Origin of the sequence: Sphingopyxis macrogoltabida (assembly GCF_001314325.1) — a bacterium.
In the GTDB taxonomy this organism is placed as follows: domain Bacteria; phylum Pseudomonadota; class Alphaproteobacteria; order Sphingomonadales; family Sphingomonadaceae; genus Sphingopyxis; species Sphingopyxis macrogoltabida.
The window spans coordinates 25035-45863 of sequence record NZ_CP009431.1 but is presented as its reverse complement, the minus strand read 5'-3'; the positions used below and the strand labels follow the sequence as shown (position 1 = coordinate 45863).

The window sequence follows — 20829 nt, the reverse complement described above, 5'->3', positions numbered from 1 at the left end:
CGCGGTCCCTACTGGATGCCCTGGCGCGAAAGCGACGTGCTGAATGACAGCGCGGCCGACATCTGCGGCGACAGATTGTTCCTGAGCGTGCCCTCAAGAAACACCGCGCGCTGAACCACATGCTGGGTCCGGTCGAGGCGCAGCTTCATGCCTTGCGAGTATGTGTCGAGGACCTGTCGGACCGAATTGATCTGATCGCGCCACTGCGAAAGAGCTTCCTCATTGGCGTTCTGGAAGGTCCCAACCCCGCGCGAGGCATAGCCATAATACTGCTGCGCAAGCGCATCGAGGAGATCCATAGCCACGATTTCGGCGAGGTCATTCATGTCGTTGCTGGTCATGCCGCCGAGGGTTGCGGCAGCGTTGACCGTCATGATCTTGTAGAGCGGTATCGTGGTCGCCCCGAGCAAGCCAATCTCGTCACTGGTGAGCGCGGCATTGCTGCGAACCTTCGCGTTCATGCTCTCGATCATCGCCCGGACCCTGGGTTTCAACGCCTGCGATGCCGAAATCGACATGGCCTGAGTGGTCGGGTTGAGGCACTTGTCGTTGGTGTCGCAATTCAGCATCGTGACCGAGCTGGTGCCGTCCAGAAGCGCGGTCAAAAGGGCGCGGTCGCCCTGCCCCACGAACTGGAACCCACGTTTGCCACTGGCATCGCCATCCTGGTAGAAGATCACCGTTCCGACGAAGGTCATGAGGTACTCACGAAACTCGGTCGAGAAACTGGGGTAGCTTTGCTTGAGCATCTCCCAGGTGAAGTTGTAACTCTGTGCGGGAATGTCGGGATCGCTGTTGGCCGCGATCGTCGAGGCACGCTGCCCACCTGTCCCGCATTCATGGCGGCTCTTGGCCCAATCGGAGAACAGCCCCTGGCTGTTGCCGACCGACTTGCAAATCTCCGAGGACATCCGATCGGACTTGCCCCAAAGGCCGCCGACGAGGTTCTGCGCCACTTCGCAGCTGTTCATGTTGAACTGGTTCATCTGCTGAACCTTCTGTGCCATCTCCTCGATGGTCGAGGCGATCTGCGGGCTGATCGACTTGATTGCGAGCTGGAAGGCAAAGCCGAGCGCGTTGTTGGCAGTCGCCTTGAGCATCGCCACGATCTCATCGGTGTTGATGAAGGAGAAGCTGCCAGAAAAGACGTCGATACCACCGCATCCGGCCTTGACCCCGGGCAGCTGGAGATTGACCGGGTTCACGTTCTTTTGCGGAAAGCGGGTCCAGATGTTGCCGCCCGAGTAATAGCCTGCCGACTGGCCCTGATAGGCGACAGGGCCGGTGGCATTGGCAGCGGCACCCATGTCGTCGAAGAAGCTATTGAGCTCCGAGCCGACATTGGCACTGACCGGGGCTGCAGCGAAACTCGCTGCAGCAAGCACGGCAAGGGCCGTCCCCGACGAGCGGAAGAGGCGGGCGGCAAAGCCGCGCTTGGTCTGGCGTGCCATCAGTAGTCACTCCCGGGCTCAATCTGGGTGAGGTAGAAAATGCGCTGCATCACATCGTCGGCCGCCATCACGCCGTAACCGATGGGAATCGGCTTGCGTGTCTGGGTGTCGAAAAGGACCAGGGCTGGAACAGCGCCGCCCTGAAGGCCCATGCGCTGGTATTGGCCGCTATCGACGACATAATTGGGGAACGCTTCGTTGGGCCCGCCATCCATCGAGACCGCGAGCACCTCTAGCCCGTATGTGTCGGACAGTGCCCGCATTACCGGCGAAAAGGTTCGGCAAGCCGAGCAGGACGAGGAGTAGAAATAGAAGACCCCGTAGCGCTCGGTGAGCGCCGCCATCGAGCCTTCACGCTGGGCTTTGCGATCTTCTGCCCAAGTCTGCTTTGCGAGAGTCGAAACAGGCCGTTCGAGCGTATAGTCGAGATCGGGGTTCTGCCAGATCGAGCGACCCCACACATCCGCGAATGTCGAAGCGCGGTCGAGCTGCTCGCGCTGGAACCGGATATAGCTGACGATGTTTTCTGACGTTGGCTCAAGAATGGCCCGTGCTTTGAGCTCATCGAGCTTCGCCGTAATCTGAGCCATGCGCTCGGTCGCAGGAATGGCTGGCGATGCGGGCCTTGCCTGCTCGCGTGCCTTGCGCTTTGCCTCCTCGGAGTTGCAGTAAAACCAGCTCCCAAGCTTGCGCTCGTCGCAGTAGAACGCATCGCGATTGGCATCTGCCGGTGGCTGGGCGAGCAAGGGAACAGCCGCCGCCCCGAGGGCTGCCGCAAGGCTCAGGAGCGCTAATCTCGTCATGGGCATTTTCCTTTTTCAAGGTCGAGCATCTGCAAGAGGAAAGCAGTCTTGAAATGACCGCGGCCCCGGTCGATCATCCGGATCATTCCCCCCGACAGGGTGGTGGTCGCCTCCACACCTGCTGGCGTGAGGCAAAAGTCGAAATCACCATCACTCATCCGAGTGATGGTGCCGCGATCAAGAAGACGCTTGATCGATGCTGCGAGCTCACCGACCGTCGCAGGCCGCAAGAACCAGTCTTTGATGAGTGCGAACATCTCGGTCTCGCTGCGCGCCAGATCACGACCGATGGCGACGCTGACCGCGAGATCGAGCACCTGCGCGGGCGGAAACGGCTCGCTATGCGGGAAGGCTAGAATATCAGCACTGCTCATGGGTCAGGTCCCACCGTTGGTGTTGTAGTAGTTCTGAATTTTCTGCTGGATCTGGATCGACATATCGATCTCGTCAGGCAGCTTTGCCGCATCAACGAACTCGGCATAAACTTCCCGGAAATCCATGCGGCTCAAATCAAGCTGCTGGAACTGGGCGATCAGAAAGCCTTCGCAGTCAGGGCGCTGCGGCGTCCCCCACCGCATCCCAAGCTGCGCCTTGCCCTGCTCATTCAGAATCCGGACGAGCTTACTGCCGTAGCAGCAGTATGACTGCTTGCGGGTCACGCAAACGCCGAGCACGCGGGCTGAGCAATAGGTCCCGATAAAGCGGCACAGACCTGCATCATCCCGCTTGTCGACCTCACGGTCCTCGCGGTCGCACAGGAACGGCGTGAGAAGCGGCACGCCCTTGCCGCTGCAGCAGTTCGAAAGGCCAAAGACCTTGCGGGTGCAGCGCAAATGCTCGCCGCTGAAGATCTTCAGCCGGTCGGGATCAAACCCGTCCCGCAGCTCGCCCATGACGTTCATGGCGACCATCGCGTCCTTGAACTCGGTCGATGCCTCGCGCTCGACCTGAGTGCATTCCCCATTGATGCAATAGAGATCCCCTGCACAGACATAGGCGGGCGGCGGCGGCGATCCCGCGCCGGGAATGGCGCACTGATACCAGCGATCATGGACGTTGCAGGTCACACCATCTGCGTCAAAGCTCAGGCACTCGTCATGGCTGAACCTGCAATCGCCACGCGCCTCAAGGGCACCACAGTCATTGGCAGGAGCCACCCCTTCACACTGATAGGTACGCTGCCACTCCCAACAGCTGCGCGTCACCGAAAGACCATTGATGACCCGCGTCTCTCCAGGCGCCGTGCAGACCTCGCTTGCAAGCGTGCAGGTGGCACCATTCGTGGCGCTCTGACAGGCGGCCTCGTCAACGCTCTCGCCGACGATCCGCGAGGTATTGCGTTCAATCCCGCCCGGTACGCCGCTTAGCCGAAAGGGGCATTGCCAGAACTGGCGGAAGAAGGGCTCACCCGGCTCAGCACACCACCTGCGACCAAATTCCTCTTCCACCCACTGCAGGCACCTTTGCCCTACCCGAACGGTGCGCTCGAGAGTGCAAGAGCTGGAGCCCGGTGCTTGGGCAAGCATCGGACACATCTCATTGCGATCAGCAAACTCTTCGGTTTCGCAAGAATACTCCCAGGTGCGTCGTCCCTCGGTCTGGATCTGCAACGACGCATTACAGATGCGCGCCTCCGCAAAGGGCTGCGAGCCGGCATTGCAGCTTTCGAGATAAGTCGTGGTGCCCGTCCCTCCCGGAGGCAAGGGGTTGCAGGCTCCTGCTGCTCCTCCGGGCCCACCACCAGCGCCTAGATAGGCGTCGGGGTCAGCTTCAATCAGGCGACCGGCAGACAGGTCGACAGTGTCGGAATCGAACCGGGTCCTGTAGGGATCAACGATCACGCGGTACTCATCGCGATACCGCTGCGCTTCTCCCGCCGCCGTCAGCCCGACAGGATCGTCGACAAAATCGCGCGAAGGAATATCCGTGCCCTGAAAGCCCGGCACGTTTGCCGCCGAACCATTGCCAAGAATGCCCGATGACGTGGTGTCACGAACACCCTTTGCGATTGCTTCGCCTTCTACCCTCGCATCACTGGCCGCCATCTGAGCGTGCGCAAGATGACCGCAAGCCGCAAGCGCAAGGGAGACCGCAAGGATGCGCAGGCCATTCACCTTTTCCCCCTCAGATTGGCAAGAGCTAGACGGGCAACCGGCGCGCCCGGCCCGCCCGCCCCGGCGAAGGTCTCGAGCACATAAGCCACACTGGTATTGCCTGAGATGCGATCATGCGGCGGCGGCGCGGTCACACAATCGAGCTGATCGCAGGGCTCGAAATCGGTCGCGAGAGCCACATAGGTGGGAACCCGGTCGACACCGAAGGATCGAAACAGCCGGGGATCGATTGCCACATTGCTTGCGCCAGACTGGTCGACAACCTTGCGGATACCGCTGATGAAGGTCTGCGGATTGCCGGTGGAGAAGCCGCGGAAAACGACAACGCCGCCTGCCTTGGTCGTGTCAGCGATCATCTGTGCGAGCGCCTCTTCGGGCATCGACAGGCTCGCGAAGGCCACAAACAGCGGCGCACCCTTGGGGCGGGCCATGCCGGCCCTGGCGCCAGCCACCATTTCGTCGAAGTCGACGGGGCCATCTTTCCCCGCGATCTGCGAGACATCCAGGCCTTCAACCGCCTCATAGCCTTGCGCGACAACCGTCTGCGCCTCTTCGCCTTGGGTTTGCGCGTTGGCGGTAGCATAGTCGAAGAGCGCCTGGGCGTCGGCCTTGAATGTATCGGCCCGCGCCTCGATCGCTTTGGGATCAAAGTCCGTCAAATCCTGAGCAACGACGGCGGTCACACCAAGCAGCAGGCTGGCGGCGAGAGCGGGGAAGAGTCCTCTGCGATTCATTGGCGCGACCTCACAGCATGCAACAATTGCGTTTGCGCCAGAGGAGGAAGCCGACATCCTCGCCTTTGACGGGATAGACCTGCCCAGATTTGGGCAAGATCGTGGTCGCTCCAATCGGAGAACAGGCTTCGCGGCCACTCACCATGGGCGTCGGATTTACCTGCTGCATCCGGTACTGGCTCTTCTTGAGGATCGGCATGATGTACTTGGAACACAGCGCTTTCGATCCGCTGGTGCCCCAGGCCAGACCCTGACGGTGGAGCTTGTAGACCATGCGCTCGGCCGCGAGCCGCGCTGACTGCTTGATGCCGATATTGGCACCAACATTGCCGTTCATCGGATACATCGAACCCTGGCAACCAGAGCACCAGAACAGCTCGTCCATAGGCAATCTTGCGCTGGCCGAGATGCAATCGGCTGAGCAGGCGGCCTGCGCGATGACTGAGGTGAAAAGCGCGGCCTCGGGATTGAGGAGAGATGCCAGCTCGTCGTCCTGCCAAAGCGGATCGATCTCGCTCATATAGGCAACGTCGAACGAGCTCGCCTCGAGACACAGGAAATCGGTCACCACTTCGAGCCAGTACAGAAGCGGGTAGATGTAATAGTGCACGTGGTATTTGGCGGTGCGCTGGGACTGGCCCCCTAGCTGCGCGCCGTCCGAGGCATAACCGTTACCGATCGGAAAGCCGGGGTCGAGCTTGATGCCGCCAAGGTTCGGAAAGCACCACGGCTTGGTCGAGACATCAATCAGCCGGACCGGCTCCCAGAACCCGATCGCAAGGCCGATGCGCGGCACCGGCGTGCCGCAGGCGCAGATCGGAAGATCCGGATTGTCGGTGTCGGCACGCGATGATGGCCAGATCTTGAGCGAGCCCAGCGACAAGGGGAACATGCAGCCCCAGCACACATCGGTCACCGGATTGACGAAACTGCCTGAGCACCGACCAGGCCCGCTGGGAAGACCCTGAGCCAGAACCGGGGGAGCCAGCACGGATGCCGCCATGAACAGGGACGCAAAGCCCAGGAGGAGCGCAAGGAGCCTAGAGCGCATCGTCTCTCTCCCTCATCAACCAGGCATCATCCGCCGCGTTTTTGGCCCGGACCCAAAGGACCCCCTGAACCAGAGCGAAGGTCGTAGCGCCTGCGAACAGTGCGAGAGCAAAGATGCCGGATAGCGCCCGAAGTGCCCCGAACGAGACAACGAGGGCAGCGACCAGAAAGAGCCCTGTCATCGTGCGCAAACGTGCCGCCTTGAGCCCGCGCGTTTCGGGGGCAGCAAGGGGAGCCGGAACCAGATTGCGCCAGGAGTTCATGCCCCCCTCCCCTTGCGCGCAATGGCTTGCTCAGTGACTATGAGGACGTCGCCGCGCTGCTCGACCAGCGCCGGGGTCCGGCGTATCCCGAAATAGGTGGTAAGACGGCCGTCCTGATCAAAGTAGAACCGGCGCTGGTGAGCCTTCATGAGCTCGAAGGGAGAGCCATCAACGAAGACGATCTTGGCGCGCGCATCGCCCCCGTGCTTCATCGCCCATTCGACTTCTGCCGGATCGTCACCATCAACAAAGAGGAGCTTCTTGCTAAGCGCAGCGGCGGCAAGAGGATTGACGCGCTGACCCGCCACAGCAATCAGGTTCCCCTTGTGATCACGGATGTCCTTGTCGATCCGGATCGACGGATCGAACTCCCAACTCCGGGTCTCTTCTGCAGGCGAAATCCCGGAGACCGGGACCGGGCGCATCACCCTCGCCTTCACCTTCTCGGCGAACTGGCGATTCATCTGATCGAGTTTTCCGGTCGCAGCCGCATGGTCGAGCCGCGCCTTGATAACGCTCAGGAGATCTGGCTCAGCAATGGACCATGTCTGGCCCATCTGCCCGTGGTCGACGCTTTGCCCCGACACTGCCCCGCCGCTCGAAGCCGTCGCTGACACCGCAAGTCCGCCAGCAACAAGGAAGGAGAAAGCGACCCTCACAGGATTGGCTGCCCGGTGCCGACAAGCCGGTCGCGGCACACAAAACCGATATGCGCATAGCGGCTGTCGAACCCGTCCTTGTGCGGAGTGCCTGCAAAAATGCAGCCCTCCGGCACAACTCCAAGCGGGCCAGCGGCAAGAGGATCGGCTCGCTTCGTCATAGGTTTGATGGTCGCCACGCGCTTCCCGTTGACGTGCACATCATTGCCGATGCGCGTCACCGTGTCGCCTGGCAGACCAAGAGCGATCTTGGTGAAAGCCGCCGGCTTCGCCCCAAAATACTTGACCGTAATGGGATCATGACCGGGATGGAAAACCACATAGTCCCCGCGCACCGGAAAACGCCTCGCCTCTACCATGAACGCCCAGTTCGGGAGCGAGTCCGTCACGTTGATCATCAGCGCGTGGTTCTCGCTCCACTTCGAAGCTGCGCTGAGGGCACCTGCAACGAGACAGATAGCAGAGATCGCCATAAGCCTGCCGCCGGTCGAAAGGCGTCTGGTCCTGCCTGTCGTCGCAGGAGGCTCGTCGTCCGACAAAAGCGGAGCAAACCCCTTGCGCTGAGCCGAACGAAGGAGCGGATCAGGGTTTGCCATCGCGCTGACGTCCCTGATTGGCAGCCATAAAGGCCTGCATCTCTTGTTCAACGCGGGCCGCCTGCCCCTGAGGAGCAGCGCCGAGCGCCTGCGCCGGTTGGGGACGCGGAACCTTTGCGTAAACGGCAGTCTTCACGCTCTGCGTAACGTCGGGAACTTCGCCCCCCACAATCGCCTCGTGAACGAGCACGACTTTCCCGGATCTCGACAGGCCGGAGACGGTCTCATCCAGCGCTGCCATGAAGACAGCGGTTTGCCGTGCGGCGGTTTGCTCGTCAGCGTTCGAGCGTGCCTGTGCCTGGAGATACTCCCCGATGATGCCCTGCAGCTGAAGCTGGACGAATTCCTGCTGCCCTGACCCCTGTGCGGCAACACTCTTGGTGACCCAGGCCCCCCAGACAAAGGTCGTCGCCGCGCCCGCGAACAGGAGGATTTCGCGAGCCGACAGCGCGGCAAAGCGACTGCGAGGTCTGACCTGCGAGGCCTTTGCAGACGCGGGTGTGGCAGGCGCAGCCATATGGTCGAAAAGGTCCGTCATTGGTCATCTCCGGCTACAAGGAAGGCTGAAATCAGGCTCGCGCGGCGGAAGAAGGCGATCAGCACAAAGCCTGTGAGCATGACGCCGAAGCTGATGGCCGCGAACTGGCCGCGTCTCGAAGCGTCTGCTGCAACGAAGCGCGACGCGAGATTGTCCAGCTGGAGCATCAGGCCATCGAGAGTGAAGCCGCCAAGGACAAGGAAGAACAGGGTGGCGATGCCGAGGGTCGCAAGCGCGCTGGTGGCAAACCAACCGCTGAGCCGAAGAGCGATAACGAGAAGATCCTGAGCGGCCTTCTTGCGGCGCGCAGTGGCCGAGTGACGCATCAGGGAACGGCCAAGGGGACAGGCCAAGGGACGAGAAGGCGTGCTCATTCCGCAGCCTCCCTCATCGGAAGATCTTCAGGCACCTGATGTTGTTCAGGGAATGCGACTGCCTCGATCGCTTCGGGCATCCGGTAGCCACGGTGCAAATAGTCCTCGATCTGAGCGAAAACGTGCGGGCTCGATGAATAGAGCGTGCCCGAAAACCGGTCGAGGACGAGCCGAGCGACGCATTCGGTCTCTGGACCCCGGATGAAGATGTCCGAATAGTCGGTGCCGTTCCGCTTCAGTGACCGCAGCAAAGCCTCGGTCATGTTGTCCATCTCGAACCGATCCGAATTGCGAAAATCCGAGATGGTCTCGCCCTTCTGCTGGAGGATGAGGAACCAGTCGGAGTTTTCGAGGGCGGCCCGCGAGCCTTCGGATTTGTAGTAATCGTGGATCGACTGCGTCGCGGTGATCAGCGCGCCGCCATATTTGCGGCAGGTGCGCGAATAGGTCTCGACGAAGTCGGCCATCGCCCCACCCTTCAGCATCTGCCAGGCCTCATCGATGATCAGCGGTTTCGGGATCGCGCGGTCCATCCGGCGCATAACCTGCGAGGCAATGAACATGATCGAGGTCAGAACGACGCCGCGCAGCTCCACCCGGGTCGCAAGGTCCGAGAGCTCAAACACGGTAAGATCGGCCGACAGATCAAGGTTGGCATCGCCAAGGAAGAACTTCCCATAGGTTCCCTTTGCAGCGAACGGCAGCAGCGAGGTCGCCAGATCATAGGCGAAGGGATGCTCGTGGCCCTTGAGGGCCTGCATCACGTGATCGATTGTGCCGTCCCGCCCATGGGTGTCCCAAACAAGATTGACCGCCTGGTCGATCAGCCCGCGTTCTGTGTCATTGAGCCGGGTCTCGTTGCGCGCCATCTGCGAAACGATGGATTTGAGCATCGCAAGGCAGTCCACCAGATAATCGTCGTCCCCTTCGGCAAGGGTCTCGTCGATCATCCGAAACGGGTTGATCGAAATGCCCGAAGACAGCTTGAACTCGGTGAAGGTCCCGCCCAGCGCCTTGGCCATATGCTCGAAGCTGCGGCCGTCATCGATCACGATGGTCTTGGCCCCTACCCCTGCAAAACTAGCCGTGAGGTCCTGTAGCAGCACTGACTTGCCCGAACCGGACTTGCCCGAGATCGCGACATTGTGGTTGCCGGCACTGTTCTGGAAGGGTGACCAGAATTGCGGCTGCCCTCGGCGTCCGATGAAGAGCAGGTGCGGGATGTTGCCGCCGATGTATTCGCCCTGGATCGGCGCAATCGCGGCAAGATTCGCCGAGCGCATGGTGCGCATGCGCTTCATTCGCTTGAGGTCGCTGTCGAGCCCGTCAGCCAGCAGCAGCGGAAAGTGCGCCATGAAGGCGGGAAGCTGGATATGGGTTTCGTCAATCAGATCCCACCCGCTCGCCTTGTAGAGAGCCTTCAGGGTCCGCTCGCAGGGCTCGCCCCGGCCCTTCGGGGCGATGATCGTGACAGCATAGTAGCAGGACACGAGCTTCTCGCCCTGCTTGACCCGGTCGGCCACGAACTGCCACTCAGCCGCTTCGGTACGCAGCTTGGGCACAAGCTTCACGCCCTTGCCTTCCGCAAGCGAGCTGGTGCGTACGAACTTGTAGCCGGCCTTTGCTTCAGAAGACTCCTGGTTGGGGATCACCCCACAAGCCGTCTGCAAGACGGGACAGGGCAGCGAGAGCTTGGGATTGAAGATGTCCCCAATCACCTTCTGGCTATCCCAGGGTGCCCAGCGATCCGGAAAATTGCGCACCGCCATGGTGCGCACATCGAAGCGCTCAGGCACGTAGTCCTTCAACTCGGGCACGCCATCGACTGATGACCCGGTGGGCCGCAACGACTGTGCCTCAAGCACGAGGCGGTCTCGCCCGACATGGGTGACGAGATCCCGCCTGATGCATTGCTCATTGATGGGATCGAACCGGTTGTATCCCGGCACTTCATCGCCAGCGCCAGTGGACGGGGCGAGGACCTCATCGAAGAAGCGGATGAGGTCGGTCGGAGCGAATTCCTTGACCGGGACATCGATGGAATCGAGGGCAGAAATGATCCCCTCGCGCATGGTCAGGAGGTCATCGGTCGAAAGGCCCGAACCGTCACTTATCCCGACTGCCAGCAACACGCGAAAGCTCCGCACAAAGAACGGGCCATCGCTGGCAAGTGTCGACCATGCTCCATTGCGCAATTTGTCGACGCGATGGCGGGCGAGCGTCTGGAAAACCCCCGAAGCCTTGTAACGCGGCAACGCCCAGGTCTGCAGTTTCTCGGCAACGCGCGGGCTCGAATAGTTCGTTACCGAGAACTTGGTGCCGGGAAGAAGAATGTCGGAAAACAGCGACCCGATCACATCATTGACCCGGTCGTTTGCACCGACAAGCGGCGCGAGCTCGATGATGAAACCCTTCGAGCGGACCTGATGAAAGATACGCTTCTCCTCATCGAACGAGCGATATCCGAGGAAATGTGAGAGCATTGGAACGCTGGCAGGCCGGGCGTTCTGCTCAGGCTTGCGAGCATCGCCGGTTACCAGATCGATGATATTGGTGAAGGCCTGCAGCATGGCGCGTTACTCCGGCGTTGCAGGGAATGAGGTGGCCTCGCGCCTCGGCAATCGCTGCTGTGATGCGAGGCGCTCGGAGACCTTCGCCTCGATCTCAGCGATCGGGTTGGCAGGCTGAGAAGCCGCTTGCTGGGCTGGGGCCTGCTGGATCGGCGCTGGGGTCTTTGGAAGATTGGACGCCATGGCAGTCTCAGCGCTTAGGGAACCCGGCTGACCGTCATCCAAGATGCCAGGGGCAATCGCCATGAATTGCGGTGCGCTCTCGGCGGCCGCCAACAACCCCTGAGCACGCGCAGGCTTTGCACCTCGTAGCGCAATTGTCTCGAGAGCATCGCCCCGGCCCGGGAGCATCGCCTTAACTGGCACCGCGATGCGGGCATGGGCTGTGCCTGCGGCATCCGTGTAGCCCGGAAACACGACAGACAGCTCGTAACTCGGCGACGAACGCGCAACGAGTGCTTCGGAACCGAGCGACTGGCCCCGCACAGGCGCGGAGATCCCGTCGTCCATCCGGAATGGACCTGCAGGGTTCAGAAGATCAGCCGAGGTCGTTTCCTCGATCCGCGCAATTGCGCTGTCATCGATCACCAGCGAAGGCGCGCAGATACCGTCTGCAGCCTCGCAGCGAAACTTGCCACTTACGTTGGTACCGAGCGTCGTACAGGCCGACAGCCCGAACGTCACAGCCGCGATTGCCATTGCGCCTTTGGTGTTCATGACACCTTCTCCTTCAGCCAGGTTTCAAGGAACTCGCGAGGGCGGAAGCCGTGGAGGACAGCGCCATCGTCGCGCACAATGACCGGGGTGCCGGTGAACCCATGCTTCCTCGCAAAGGCCTCATTGGCATCGAGGCCCGAGGTATCGCAGCGCCGACCGCTCGTGATCGCGCCTCCGTCATAGGCTTCGTTCACCGCGCGGCGCTTGTCGCTCGCACAGATGACCGCCTCTGAGATTGGACGGGTGCCGAGAACCGAAATCGGTCGCTCAACGACCTTGACGTCGAGCGTCGCGAGGGTTTCGTGGAGGCGTTTGCAATACCCGCACCGGAAATCGCTGAAGACGGTGAGCGTCCGGCCACCCTTGCCCATCACGACGCTGCCGCTCGAGGGCAGAGCTGCCAGCGCTGCGAGATCGATACGTGGCAGTGGCCCTGCGCCGCCCGCCCCTGCCTGACGTGCCTGTGTTGGTTCGGCCGCGCCCTCTTGGCTCTCGCCAGCGCCCCCAGCGCCAACCAGCATGTCCGGGTTCATTTCGAGCAACCGAGCGGCTGTGAGATCCTGCTTGGTTTCCATGTCGTAGACACGGCCAATGATGAGATAGCGCGCCGAGCGGTCGATGTAGAAGAGGTTCTGGCGTGCCTGAACTTCGCAAACGCCCTCGATCTTGTCGCAGTCGATCGTGGTGATCTCGGTCTTGGGGAGACGTTTGACCAGCGCTGCCTTGATCGTCGCAGCGTCGTCTGCCGCCGCGGCATGAGCGGCGGCTGCAATTGCAGCGAGGGAGCCAGTGAGCGCGAGGGCGGCCCCTGCCACCTTCCATGTGGTCCATTTGAATTCCATGACGGGCCTCAATTCCTGATAAAGGTGCCGTCGAGGAAAACGACCTCGACCGCAGCACCGGTGGGCATCTCGACGACCGGCTGATATTGCTCGGCCCGTTCGATCAGATAATCGGAGAGAGTGTTCCCGGCGTTCGCCGCGCCGCCGCCAATGGCCTGAATGCCGACATCGGAAGCTGACGGGAGCACGGGATCTTGGGAAATCCGGGGGATCTGGTTGGCGCCCTGGAAGGCGTTGCCCACCCCGCTCACCAGCCCTGCGAGAAACGCTTGCGTGGTCAGCGAGCCTTCACGGCTGACAACGCGTCCGCGAACGCCGACTTTGCCGCCAAAGGCAATGAAGCCCTTGACCTCTGACACCGCAAAGCGCCCGCCGGGCTGCGCGCAGGTCATGCGCTGCAGCTTCACATAGACCTTTTCGCTGGAGAGATCGCCGTAAGCCGCACCATTGACCATGCAGCCCTGCACGCGGGTCGCGAGCAGCTTGCCGTCACCATAGACCGAGCGCGCCGGCCCGGTGATACGCAGAAGAACCGGTAGAGGGTCACTCTGGCTGCGGGTATTGGTCGTCGCATCAACGCCGACCACCACGGTAGCATTCGCGATCGAGTTGGGTGGGAGGTAGTTCGGGGAGTCGGTGTAAACCGCAGGGGCCTTGGCCGGATCAATGCGCGAGCCCGTCCCGCCCGCTTGCGCGAAAGACACCATCTGCACATCGTTGCCGCGGCGGGGCAATGCGGCGGAAGGTGCGCCGGACGCAGCCGGCGAAGGCACGCCCATCTCACGGGCAGCCGCGACCGGCCCGGGGGCAGTCGGGCGGGGGTTGCCCCTGGTAACCTGCTGGCGCAGTTGCTGGTTCTCACGCTCATAAGCCTCGAGCACCTGCTGCCCGTCGCGCGCCATCGCGGCATTTTCACCCCGCAACGCCTGAATCTCGCTCTGCAATTGTGCAACCTGACCGGCCTGCGCCTCTACGCCTTTGAGGCGCTGATCCTGAGAATTGACCTGGCCTTCGTAGATGGCCATCCATTCCTGATCGACGCGCTGGCGGTTCATCAGGGCATCGGTTGACACCTCGGTCTCGTGCCCAGGCTTGGTTGCCTCTTCGACCACGGTTTCCGTCCGCAAGACATACATGGTCGAAGCCACGACCGCGACACCACCGAGCCCGAAAAACAGCATTCTCTGCCGCTTCTGTGCCTTGTCATTGTCGATGATCGAACCCGTTTCATCGACCGCATCGCGGCCATCGGTCTCGGCGCCATCCAGATCCTTGGACTTGCGCTTGAGAAAATCCATGAGGCTTACCTTCCTGCAGGCACGACCACGTAAGCAGCAGTCGCCTGCCCGCTTGCGAGGTTGGGGTTGGAAATTGTGACGGCGATTGCGCCGTCACCGGCGATGAGCTCTTCACGAAGCGCGACCGGTGAGGCGCTGGTATTCTCGATGCGCAGGACCTTTCCGGTCATCGTCGGACTGCGATACTCGGTGAGGAGCTGAACTTTCATGTCCCCGACGTTGACCGGGGCACGCGCCGCATCGCGGATCTCGAAGCCGGTCACCGGGCGCTGTTCGAACATGGCCCTGACGAGCCCGACAGCGCGATCCTGCAACGAACCCGATGCTGTAAGGACCTCAGGTTTGGCGGACGGATTTTCGATATCGGCGTTGCCCACGAAAACCTGCACGGCGCTTTCACCGCCAATCTGGCAGTCGAACTTGTAGACAAGGCCCTTTTGCGTCGTCCCGAAAAAGGAGATGTTCGGCTTCGAATAAGCTTCGGGGACCGAGATGTAGATATCGCCGCGGGTGGGTTCATGGACGATCGAGAAGTCTTGACCCTCGACGCCAGTTTGCACTCGGGATACCGACACGAACCGGTCATCCTTCAGCGAAATACGCGTCAGGTCGGCCTTGGATGCCCGGCAGCGAACCTCTCCATTATCGACGGCGAGGATGTTTTCGTCAGCAAAAGCTGGCGTGGCCGCCATGACGAATCCGACAGTGAAAAGTGCAGCGCCAAGCCCGCGAAGAAGATGGCTGTCGATGCGGAAAAGCAGCGGCGCGCCCGAGGCAAGGCAGAGCGTCGAGACAGAGAAGGTCATTGGTTGGCTCCTTCCTTCTTAACGACGACACCAAACCCCTTCAGGCGCAGCGACACGCCGGTGTAGGTCCAGTGAAATTCGAAGATCTTGTGCTCGCGGCGCACGTCCTTGGATCCGACGATGGTATGAAGGACGCCGCCGACCTGGCTGGTGAGGTTTTCCGGATCAGTGCGGATCCAGTTGATCGTGACAAACTGGGTCACCTGCGACCCCTCCTGCTCAGCCACGATCCGCAGGAGCTTGGCCTTGAGAGCCCCGCGCGCCTCCGGCGCGGAAATGGCCACGATGCCATCAAGCCAGTACTGGAGTGTTTCGGGCGAGCGGTTGAGCGCGAGCTGCGCGGTGTCGCGCGTCACGGCCTCAAGATATTCGGGCGTGAGCGCCGCAGAGCTCAGCGTCATCTGGCTGGGCAGGATGGGCTGCAGCACGACCTCGCGGTCCCGCGTCGATGCCGCGGTGAACATAACCACCACGAGAATGCCGAGCACGACACAGATGAGCGCAAGCAGGTTGCGCTGCTTGAGGGTCCGCTGCGACGCCTCATGAGCAAAAGAGATTTCCATATCAGCCCGCCATCACACGAAGATGAGATGGCGGAGCGACCTTCAGACCGAAGAATTCTCCCGGCAAATGCCAATAGGCAAAATGCAGGACCCAATGCATCGAACGCCCAGCTTTGACTTTGCGATAGCCGAACCACGCAGCCAGGGCCAAAAGGAGCCCGATGACAACGTGCTGAGCGAGGATGCCCCAGGTGAAGGGTATGACCATCACCAGGAATTCATCGAGGGTCCAGAACCCGATCAGTTCTGGATCGTCGAGATGTTTTGGGATCGAATACTGGTCCAAGGATCAACTCCGCCAGAGGGAGGACAAGGAGCGGCAGCCCAAAAGGTGAACTGCGGTACCCTTGCCATCATGAAGCGAGGGCGCAGCGTTCAGACCGTGCCGGTAACCGAGGCGGTGACAATCGGAATGCCGGTCCCGGCGCCGACGCCGACTCCCACAGGGATTGCGACCTGGCCGAGCGAAAAGCGGCCCGACGCAAGCGCCACGATCCCGCCGGCGAGCGAGAGCACGGTGATGATCCGGCCACCGGAGCCTTCAAGGAAGCCGGTGAACTGAGCGAGAGCGGTGTTGAAGGTCGTGTCGGCCCCCGCCATTGCGGCATCAGCGCCGAACACGCTGGCGGCCGCGAGCGCCGCAATCGCAACAGCAAGCGTGCCGCTGCGATTCTTCAGATCGAGACTTGTCATTGAGATTTCCCTTTCGGTTGGATGCTGGCGTCTGCCGCCACAGCCAAAGTCCGCCCGGGAGGAACCATTTCTCAACACCGAAGTGTCAGGATTTCTAAGGAAATGAGAGGTTGGGGCAGAATTGAACCCCGCCCAGGATTCGATTCGCTCCCAGACTGGGAATGAGAATTTCCCACCGTGGTCCAATTTGCGACCCACACCGGGGATGTTTGTGCCCCACAGCGGGCGAAAATCAGCCCCAAGGTGGAGAGGAATCCGCCCCACGGGTAAAAATGCGCAAAAAGGATGACCCGGAAACCGCGCAGTTGCAGGATGACAAGTTCAGACGCTGCCACATCGAGAGAAAGGAGATCGAATTGAGCAAAAACACGTATGTAGCCCACGAGATTTCCATCAGCGCACACGCCTTCGAAGATATCGTCAGGGCCATCGCAGCACTCAGCCTCGAGCAGACGCGCTTTGTGACGTTCAAAGACGTCATTCTCCATGCGCTGGAGCGGTACCCAGCCCTCAAAGATGGACATTCCGCAGCGCTGGAGACCCTGCTTCCTGTGGACGGACCCGTTCGGATCTATGTCCGTCTCAATTCCAAGGACAATGCGGCGGTCGAGCGGCTGAAAGGCGAGCTGAACGCTGCTACCAAGGCTCATTGCGGGGTGCGCGAAACACTGATTTTCTGCGCAATGTTAGTAGCAGAGGGCGAATTTTCCGCTTGCAAAATGCAAATGGACAAAGTCAAACTATGAAACTGCATGGAGTGGAATACATGGGATCGTGGAGGCACACATGTGCGAAGGGACAGAAGATGGAGTCGCCAGCAGAGCTCACAGCGTAAACCAACTGTATGCAGCGCTCATCAAGGAACAGATGAGGCTGCAGAACACAAGCTTGCGCAAACTGACCGATGAAGGCGTGATCAAAGAGAGTCGGCGGAAGAAGTTCTTCGACAAGGTCGAAGATGGAAATCTTACGATCGACGAATTCCAACGCGTCCTGCTCCATCTGAAAATCGACCCTATCCGAGCAGGCCTCGTTCTGCTGTGCTATGAAAGCGCTAGCTCCTACGAAGACCCATGCTGCGAGACGACGGCATTGGTTGCGGTCGCACTGGCCGCCCGGCTACCAAGCGAACTCGCAGCCTGCGAAGGACAGTTCGAGACCATTCGTCAAAGCCTGTGTGACACGATCGCCCGTAAGACATCGTCGGCCATCGCCAAACACCACATGTCGCTTGAAAGCCGGCATAACGGCGGCGGTTTTGAACATGCGTATGCTTGAGCCTTGTACGGCGAAACGAGCCCACGCTGCATGACGAACCGCGTTACTGGTCACGGGCAGATGTCCTGTACCACACAGCGAAGCGCAAATATGGCGCAGCACCCGAAAGCGGAGCAAAGACGCAAACGCCGTCAGGGTCGTTTGCGCCCCCTCGAAATCTGGCTGCCAGGAGCCATGATTGCGATGATTGACGAGCTCAAAAAGGATGATCTGTCGTCCCGAGAGGCGATCATCGCAGCGATTGTGGCGACAACGCTCAGCGTCAGATCACCTGAACCATCAGAAGGACAACCGATGATGCTCTGAAATTGAAAAGGGGCCCCGCGCCAACGGGACCCCCTTTAACGCATCCTGTTGCCAGAGCGCCAAGTTCACCTCGCTTTCTAGCAACAGACCGAATGGCAAACAAGCGCTTCTGCGCGCGATGAAACGCGCCCGAACGCTGCCAAGGATCGCCGCACCAGCTGGTGCATATGAAAGGGAGGTCAGCGACGCAGACATGAAAAACCCGGGCAGCGCCCGGGCCTTTCGAAGGAAGCTGTAATTTGCCGCGCCAAAGCGTGGCGAGAGACAACGGCAAGCTACCTGCTCCCTGACAACTTGCAAGCATTTTCCGCAGATTTTGCGGGCAATGTTCTTTGTCTGTGCCGCACCTCAGGACTGAGGGAGCGAAGGGATGACTATTGTCCAGAATCAGGCAGCTTGGGAGGTGAATAGCCGCCGCCGGGGAGCCGCAGCGATCGGTGCCTGTCTGCCAAAACTGGGGATGGTCGAGACTGAACGGCTGACCATGATCACTTTCATGGAAGACCCGCTAGATCGGGCGAGACATGCAGCGCGCGTCAGCAAGATGATGCGAGCGTTCGGACATACCGGGGCCGAAAACGCAGGCAGAGAGCGTAGGCGCAAACTGCTCGATATCATCGAGACCTTCGCGAGAATGCCGCCCGTGACGATCGATGTTCCGAGGATCGTCTGGCGCGATCTTTACGATGCCGCCGCGAGCATCGCGGCCATGAATATCGACTGGGACAGCCGCTGCGGCCCGCTCATTGCCGCCTCGAACGACCATCTCAAATGCCGGATCGGATGGACCGCCGCGCGCAAGAACATCAGGCGCCTTGCCGAATACGGCCTGATCATCCCCCATTGCCTCGCCGGCAACGGCAAGCGATTTCTTGGGTCACGAGACAGCGAGGATCGCTCCGACGCATCAGGATGGTCGCTGGCGCCGCTACTCCTCCTTGAGGATTACCTCACACAGCTGGCCGCCACCGAGAAGGCCTTGGCCGCGCAAAACCTGATCCTGCCCAACCAAATTCGAAGGGCAACAAGCAGCGCGTACCGGCTGCTGCGGCCGTTCGAGCAGGGCCACCTTTGGGCTGACAAGGCCAGAAAGAAGCTCGATGCGATCGCTGCGGCGCGGCGCACATACCAGAGGCGGAAAGGATCCATGGACGCGATCGCAGTGCTCGGCCGCCTCGCCGAGGTCGCGACCCGGCTGCTTGATCGGTTGTCAGAGCGCATATCGCTCGACGACATTGCGTCGCTGACACCTTCCGGGGACACTAGGGTGCGCCGGGATGGCCACCATCAATACAGCCCTGAAGAAGCTCTTGAATCTGTATACGGCTTGGCAGAGGGCGCTTGCCGACGGGAACCTGATGACGTTCGAACCACGCCTGATGCCGACAGGGTAAAGCAAGAAACAGCCGATGCTTGTCAGAACGCGCAGGTCTCGGCCGACGCGAATGATGTCTACGGCATCCATCGATCGGGGTTCGTTTGGGCCGAAGCCCCTGCCCTCTTCCCCTTTATCGACGGCATGGTCGAAATTGGAACCCGACCGGGCCTGACCGAGCTCCACGAGGTCGCCCGCGTCTGCCAGATAGGTCAAGCTACGGCAGCGCGGGCAAGTGCGACACTGGGCACAGGGATCGCACTCCTGTGCGCGCTGATCACCGGGCATCACCTGGCCAACGGACAAATCCGCAAGACGCCCGATGCATACATGCAGGCGCTGGTGCGGCGCGCCCGCAGCGGTGAGCTCAATCTCGGCCACACGCTGCTCGGCCGCAGAAAGGCAGTATGCGGCCAGGGGGATACAAGAGCTTCGAAAATGCGTATCTCTCTTCGATCATCGCTGCACTAGGTCCGACTCATGAAGCAGGAAGCCCTTATCGCTTGGACATCGCTCTACATCGGCGTGGGAATGATGGCGCTGATCTGCGCAGTGCTCGCGGTGGTAGTGACTGCCGACGACTGGCGCAGTGGCAGATGGCGACCCACGCACCAAACGGGGCTCCAGAAAGCTCTGGTCATCCCGAAGCTCTGGCTGCGCTGGCAGCTCAACTACCTCAAGGGCGCGCCCGTCATCCTGGCGATCAGTGTGTACTATGCGTGGCACGTTGGGTTCTCAGTGTTCTGGAACGTCTGATCGTCCTTCGAACGAGGCAAGCATCACCCGGCGAAACGGATTGGGCGCGGGATGCGCTGCCGAGGTCAGTAAGACACCGCCAGTCGAATTCGGGGTGGCAATCGAGCCCATGATCGTGCGCACATAGTTGCGGGTCTCACGAAACGGGGGGATACCGCCAAACTGGTCCACACGGCCCGGGCCTGCATTGTAGGCAGCCAGTGCAAGCTCCCATGTCCCGAAGCGATCCAGCTGCTCGCGCAGATATCGCGCACCGCCCACAAGGTTTTGCCGAACATCCCAAGGATCGGTGACACGCAGATATTGGGCCGTGCCGGGCATCAGCTGAGCCATGCCCATCGCACCGGAGTTGCTGCGAGCAAAGGGGCGATATCTGCTTTCCTGCGCCAGTAAGGCGTCAAACAGAACAACGGGCACGCCGGCATCGCAAGCGACGTCGACGATCAGATTGAAATAGGCTGTCCGGCGAGCCTGGGCGTCTCTGCTGATACCATATCGCGGGAAGAAGCTGCGGGACTGGCAGAGTGTGTCATCCTGCACAGGGCGGAAAGGTGAAGAAGCAGGACCCATGAATGATGCACCTGCCCGCATCCACGAAGGAACAGCGGGACGCGCGGCATAGGGATTGATCGTGAAGCTGTGAGGGATCAACTCAAAGTCGCCGTTCAACTCTTGTGAAAACGCATCCACTGGAGCCGGAGGCGGTTCCACTGATTGCTCGAGATCGACCGCCCCGCGCAACTGTGGGGCGAGCACAGCGAAGTCCGGTTTTGCCTCTGGCGAAAACACGTCGAGAATTGCTTCGCGCGCCGATGATGGCGTCGGCGTCAAAGCAACCAACAAAAATAGAAGATTTTTCATGACCACACCTTTCGGCGTGGTTCGGATATCGCCTCACGTTTCTAAATGAACAGGCGGCGCATGGCAATCGCCCACAATCTGGCATCGCATAGACGAAAGGGGCATTGGCCATCGCGAGCCGTGCTGGAGAAGGTCGAGCCGATCCAAAGGGGAAAGATGGTGAGGCTGAGCTGAGAGGAGCG

The 20829-nt window shown here is 60.9% G+C and carries 24 protein-coding genes; 5 read left to right on the top strand and 19 right to left on the bottom strand.

The window, feature by feature from the left end:
• Positions 1 to 8: 8 nt before the first annotated feature.
• From LH19_RS27125 to LH19_RS27035, 18 genes are all read right to left on the bottom strand, one after another.
• Complete coding sequence (locus tag LH19_RS27125) at positions 9 to 1451, bottom strand: conjugal transfer protein TraH (protein ID WP_054735543.1); 1443 nt, start codon at positions 1449 to 1451, stop codon at positions 9 to 11.
• A complete protein-coding gene (locus LH19_RS27120) occupies positions 1451 to 2254 on the bottom strand; it encodes a conjugal transfer protein TraF (RefSeq protein ID WP_054735788.1) in 804 nt (267 codons plus the stop codon). Before LH19_RS27120 ends, LH19_RS27125 begins: the two co-directional genes overlap by 1 nt.
• Positions 2251 to 2628, bottom strand: a complete 378-nt coding sequence (locus LH19_RS27115; protein ID WP_066110861.1) for a hypothetical protein — start codon at positions 2626 to 2628, stop codon at positions 2251 to 2253. Before LH19_RS27115 ends, LH19_RS27120 begins: the two co-directional genes overlap by 4 nt.
• A 3-nt stretch (positions 2629 to 2631) precedes the next feature.
• The gene (locus LH19_RS28275) at positions 2632 to 4368 is read right to left on the bottom strand and encodes a conjugal transfer protein TraN (RefSeq protein ID WP_082396449.1); all 1737 of its coding nucleotides are present in this window, start codon (positions 4366 to 4368) and stop codon (positions 2632 to 2634) included.
• Positions 4365 to 5102, bottom strand: a complete 738-nt coding sequence (gene trbC / locus LH19_RS27105) for a type-F conjugative transfer system pilin assembly protein TrbC (protein ID WP_054735533.1) — start codon at positions 5100 to 5102, stop codon at positions 4365 to 4367. The genes LH19_RS28275 and trbC overlap by 4 nt, the downstream gene beginning before the upstream one ends.
• Positions 5103 to 5112: 10 nt before the next feature.
• The gene (gene traU, locus LH19_RS27100; protein ID WP_054735530.1) at positions 5113 to 6153 is read right to left on the bottom strand and encodes a conjugal transfer pilus assembly protein TraU; all 1041 of its coding nucleotides are present in this window, start codon (positions 6151 to 6153) and stop codon (positions 5113 to 5115) included.
• Positions 6154 to 6411: 258 nt separating this feature from the next.
• A complete protein-coding gene (gene traW / locus LH19_RS27090) occupies positions 6412 to 7032 on the bottom strand; it encodes a type-F conjugative transfer system protein TraW (RefSeq protein WP_234716264.1) in 621 nt (206 codons plus the stop codon).
• Between the two features lie 38 nt (positions 7033 to 7070).
• A complete protein-coding gene (locus tag LH19_RS27085; RefSeq protein WP_082396448.1) occupies positions 7071 to 7547 on the bottom strand; it encodes a S26 family signal peptidase in 477 nt (158 codons plus the stop codon).
• A 109-nt stretch (positions 7548 to 7656) separates the two neighbouring features.
• Positions 7657 to 8208 carry a TrbI F-type domain-containing protein gene (locus tag LH19_RS27080; RefSeq protein ID WP_054735524.1) on the bottom strand — a complete coding sequence of 184 codons (552 nt, stop codon included), beginning with the start codon at positions 8206 to 8208 and terminating at the stop codon, positions 7657 to 7659.
• Positions 8205 to 8582, bottom strand: coding sequence for a hypothetical protein (locus tag LH19_RS27075; protein WP_145923700.1), 378 nt, complete (start codon positions 8580 to 8582; stop codon positions 8205 to 8207). The genes LH19_RS27080 and LH19_RS27075 overlap by 4 nt, the downstream gene beginning before the upstream one ends.
• A complete protein-coding gene (gene traC, locus LH19_RS27070) occupies positions 8579 to 11152 on the bottom strand; it encodes a type IV secretion system protein TraC (RefSeq protein WP_054735517.1) in 2574 nt (857 codons plus the stop codon). The genes LH19_RS27075 and traC overlap by 4 nt, the downstream gene beginning before the upstream one ends.
• 6 nt (positions 11153 to 11158) lie before the next feature.
• Positions 11159 to 11869 (bottom strand): hypothetical protein, encoded by a 711-nt coding sequence (locus LH19_RS27065; protein WP_054735515.1) that lies wholly within the window; start codon positions 11867 to 11869, stop codon positions 11159 to 11161.
• A complete protein-coding gene (locus LH19_RS27060) occupies positions 11866 to 12711 on the bottom strand; it encodes a DsbC family protein (protein ID WP_145923699.1) in 846 nt (281 codons plus the stop codon). The genes LH19_RS27065 and LH19_RS27060 overlap by 4 nt, the downstream gene beginning before the upstream one ends.
• Before the next feature lie 8 nt (positions 12712 to 12719).
• Entirely contained in the window at positions 12720 to 14009 is a 1290-nt protein-coding gene (locus LH19_RS27055; protein ID WP_054735512.1) for a TraB/VirB10 family protein, read from the bottom strand.
• 5 nt (positions 14010 to 14014) lie between these two features.
• The gene (locus LH19_RS27050) at positions 14015 to 14815 is read right to left on the bottom strand and encodes a type-F conjugative transfer system secretin TraK (protein ID WP_054735510.1); all 801 of its coding nucleotides are present in this window, start codon (positions 14813 to 14815) and stop codon (positions 14015 to 14017) included.
• Positions 14812 to 15378, bottom strand: coding sequence for a type IV conjugative transfer system protein TraE (locus LH19_RS27045; protein WP_054136667.1), 567 nt, complete (start codon positions 15376 to 15378; stop codon positions 14812 to 14814). Before LH19_RS27045 ends, LH19_RS27050 begins: the two co-directional genes overlap by 4 nt.
• Position 15379: 1 nt before the next feature.
• Positions 15380 to 15664: a type IV conjugative transfer system protein TraL gene (traL, locus tag LH19_RS27040; protein ID WP_054136666.1), complete on the bottom strand. Its 285-nt coding sequence runs from the start codon at positions 15662 to 15664 to the stop codon at positions 15380 to 15382.
• An 89-nt stretch (positions 15665 to 15753) separates the two neighbouring features.
• Entirely contained in the window at positions 15754 to 16071 is a 318-nt protein-coding gene (locus tag LH19_RS27035) for a hypothetical protein (protein WP_054590550.1), read from the bottom strand.
• Positions 16072 to 16343: 272 nt separating this feature from the next.
• On the opposite strand from LH19_RS27035, the gene LH19_RS27030 reads away from it, so the two are divergent.
• From LH19_RS27030 to LH19_RS27015, 5 genes are all read left to right on the top strand, one after another.
• Positions 16344 to 16817 (top strand): hypothetical protein, encoded by a 474-nt coding sequence (locus LH19_RS27030; RefSeq protein ID WP_054590549.1) that lies wholly within the window; start codon positions 16344 to 16346, stop codon positions 16815 to 16817.
• Between the two features lie 121 nt (positions 16818 to 16938).
• A complete protein-coding gene (locus LH19_RS27025; RefSeq protein WP_054735507.1) occupies positions 16939 to 17349 on the top strand; it encodes a hypothetical protein in 411 nt (136 codons plus the stop codon).
• 90 nt (positions 17350 to 17439) lie between these two features.
• Complete coding sequence (locus LH19_RS28945) at positions 17440 to 17655, top strand: hypothetical protein (RefSeq protein WP_145923698.1); 216 nt, start codon at positions 17440 to 17442, stop codon at positions 17653 to 17655.
• 370 nt (positions 17656 to 18025) lie between these two features.
• Positions 18026 to 19501, top strand: coding sequence for a helix-turn-helix domain-containing protein (locus LH19_RS27020; RefSeq protein ID WP_082396447.1), 1476 nt, complete (start codon positions 18026 to 18028; stop codon positions 19499 to 19501).
• Between the two features lie 9 nt (positions 19502 to 19510).
• On the top strand, positions 19511 to 19786 hold the full coding sequence (locus tag LH19_RS27015) for a hypothetical protein (RefSeq protein WP_054735501.1): 276 nt from the start codon (positions 19511 to 19513) through the stop codon (positions 19784 to 19786).
• Here the strand turns inward: LH19_RS27015 and LH19_RS27010 are convergent.
• Entirely contained in the window at positions 19766 to 20647 is an 882-nt protein-coding gene (locus LH19_RS27010; protein WP_234716263.1) for a lytic transglycosylase domain-containing protein, read from the bottom strand. The genes LH19_RS27015 and LH19_RS27010 overlap by 21 nt on opposite strands.
• Between the last annotated feature and the right edge of the window lie 182 nt (positions 20648 to 20829).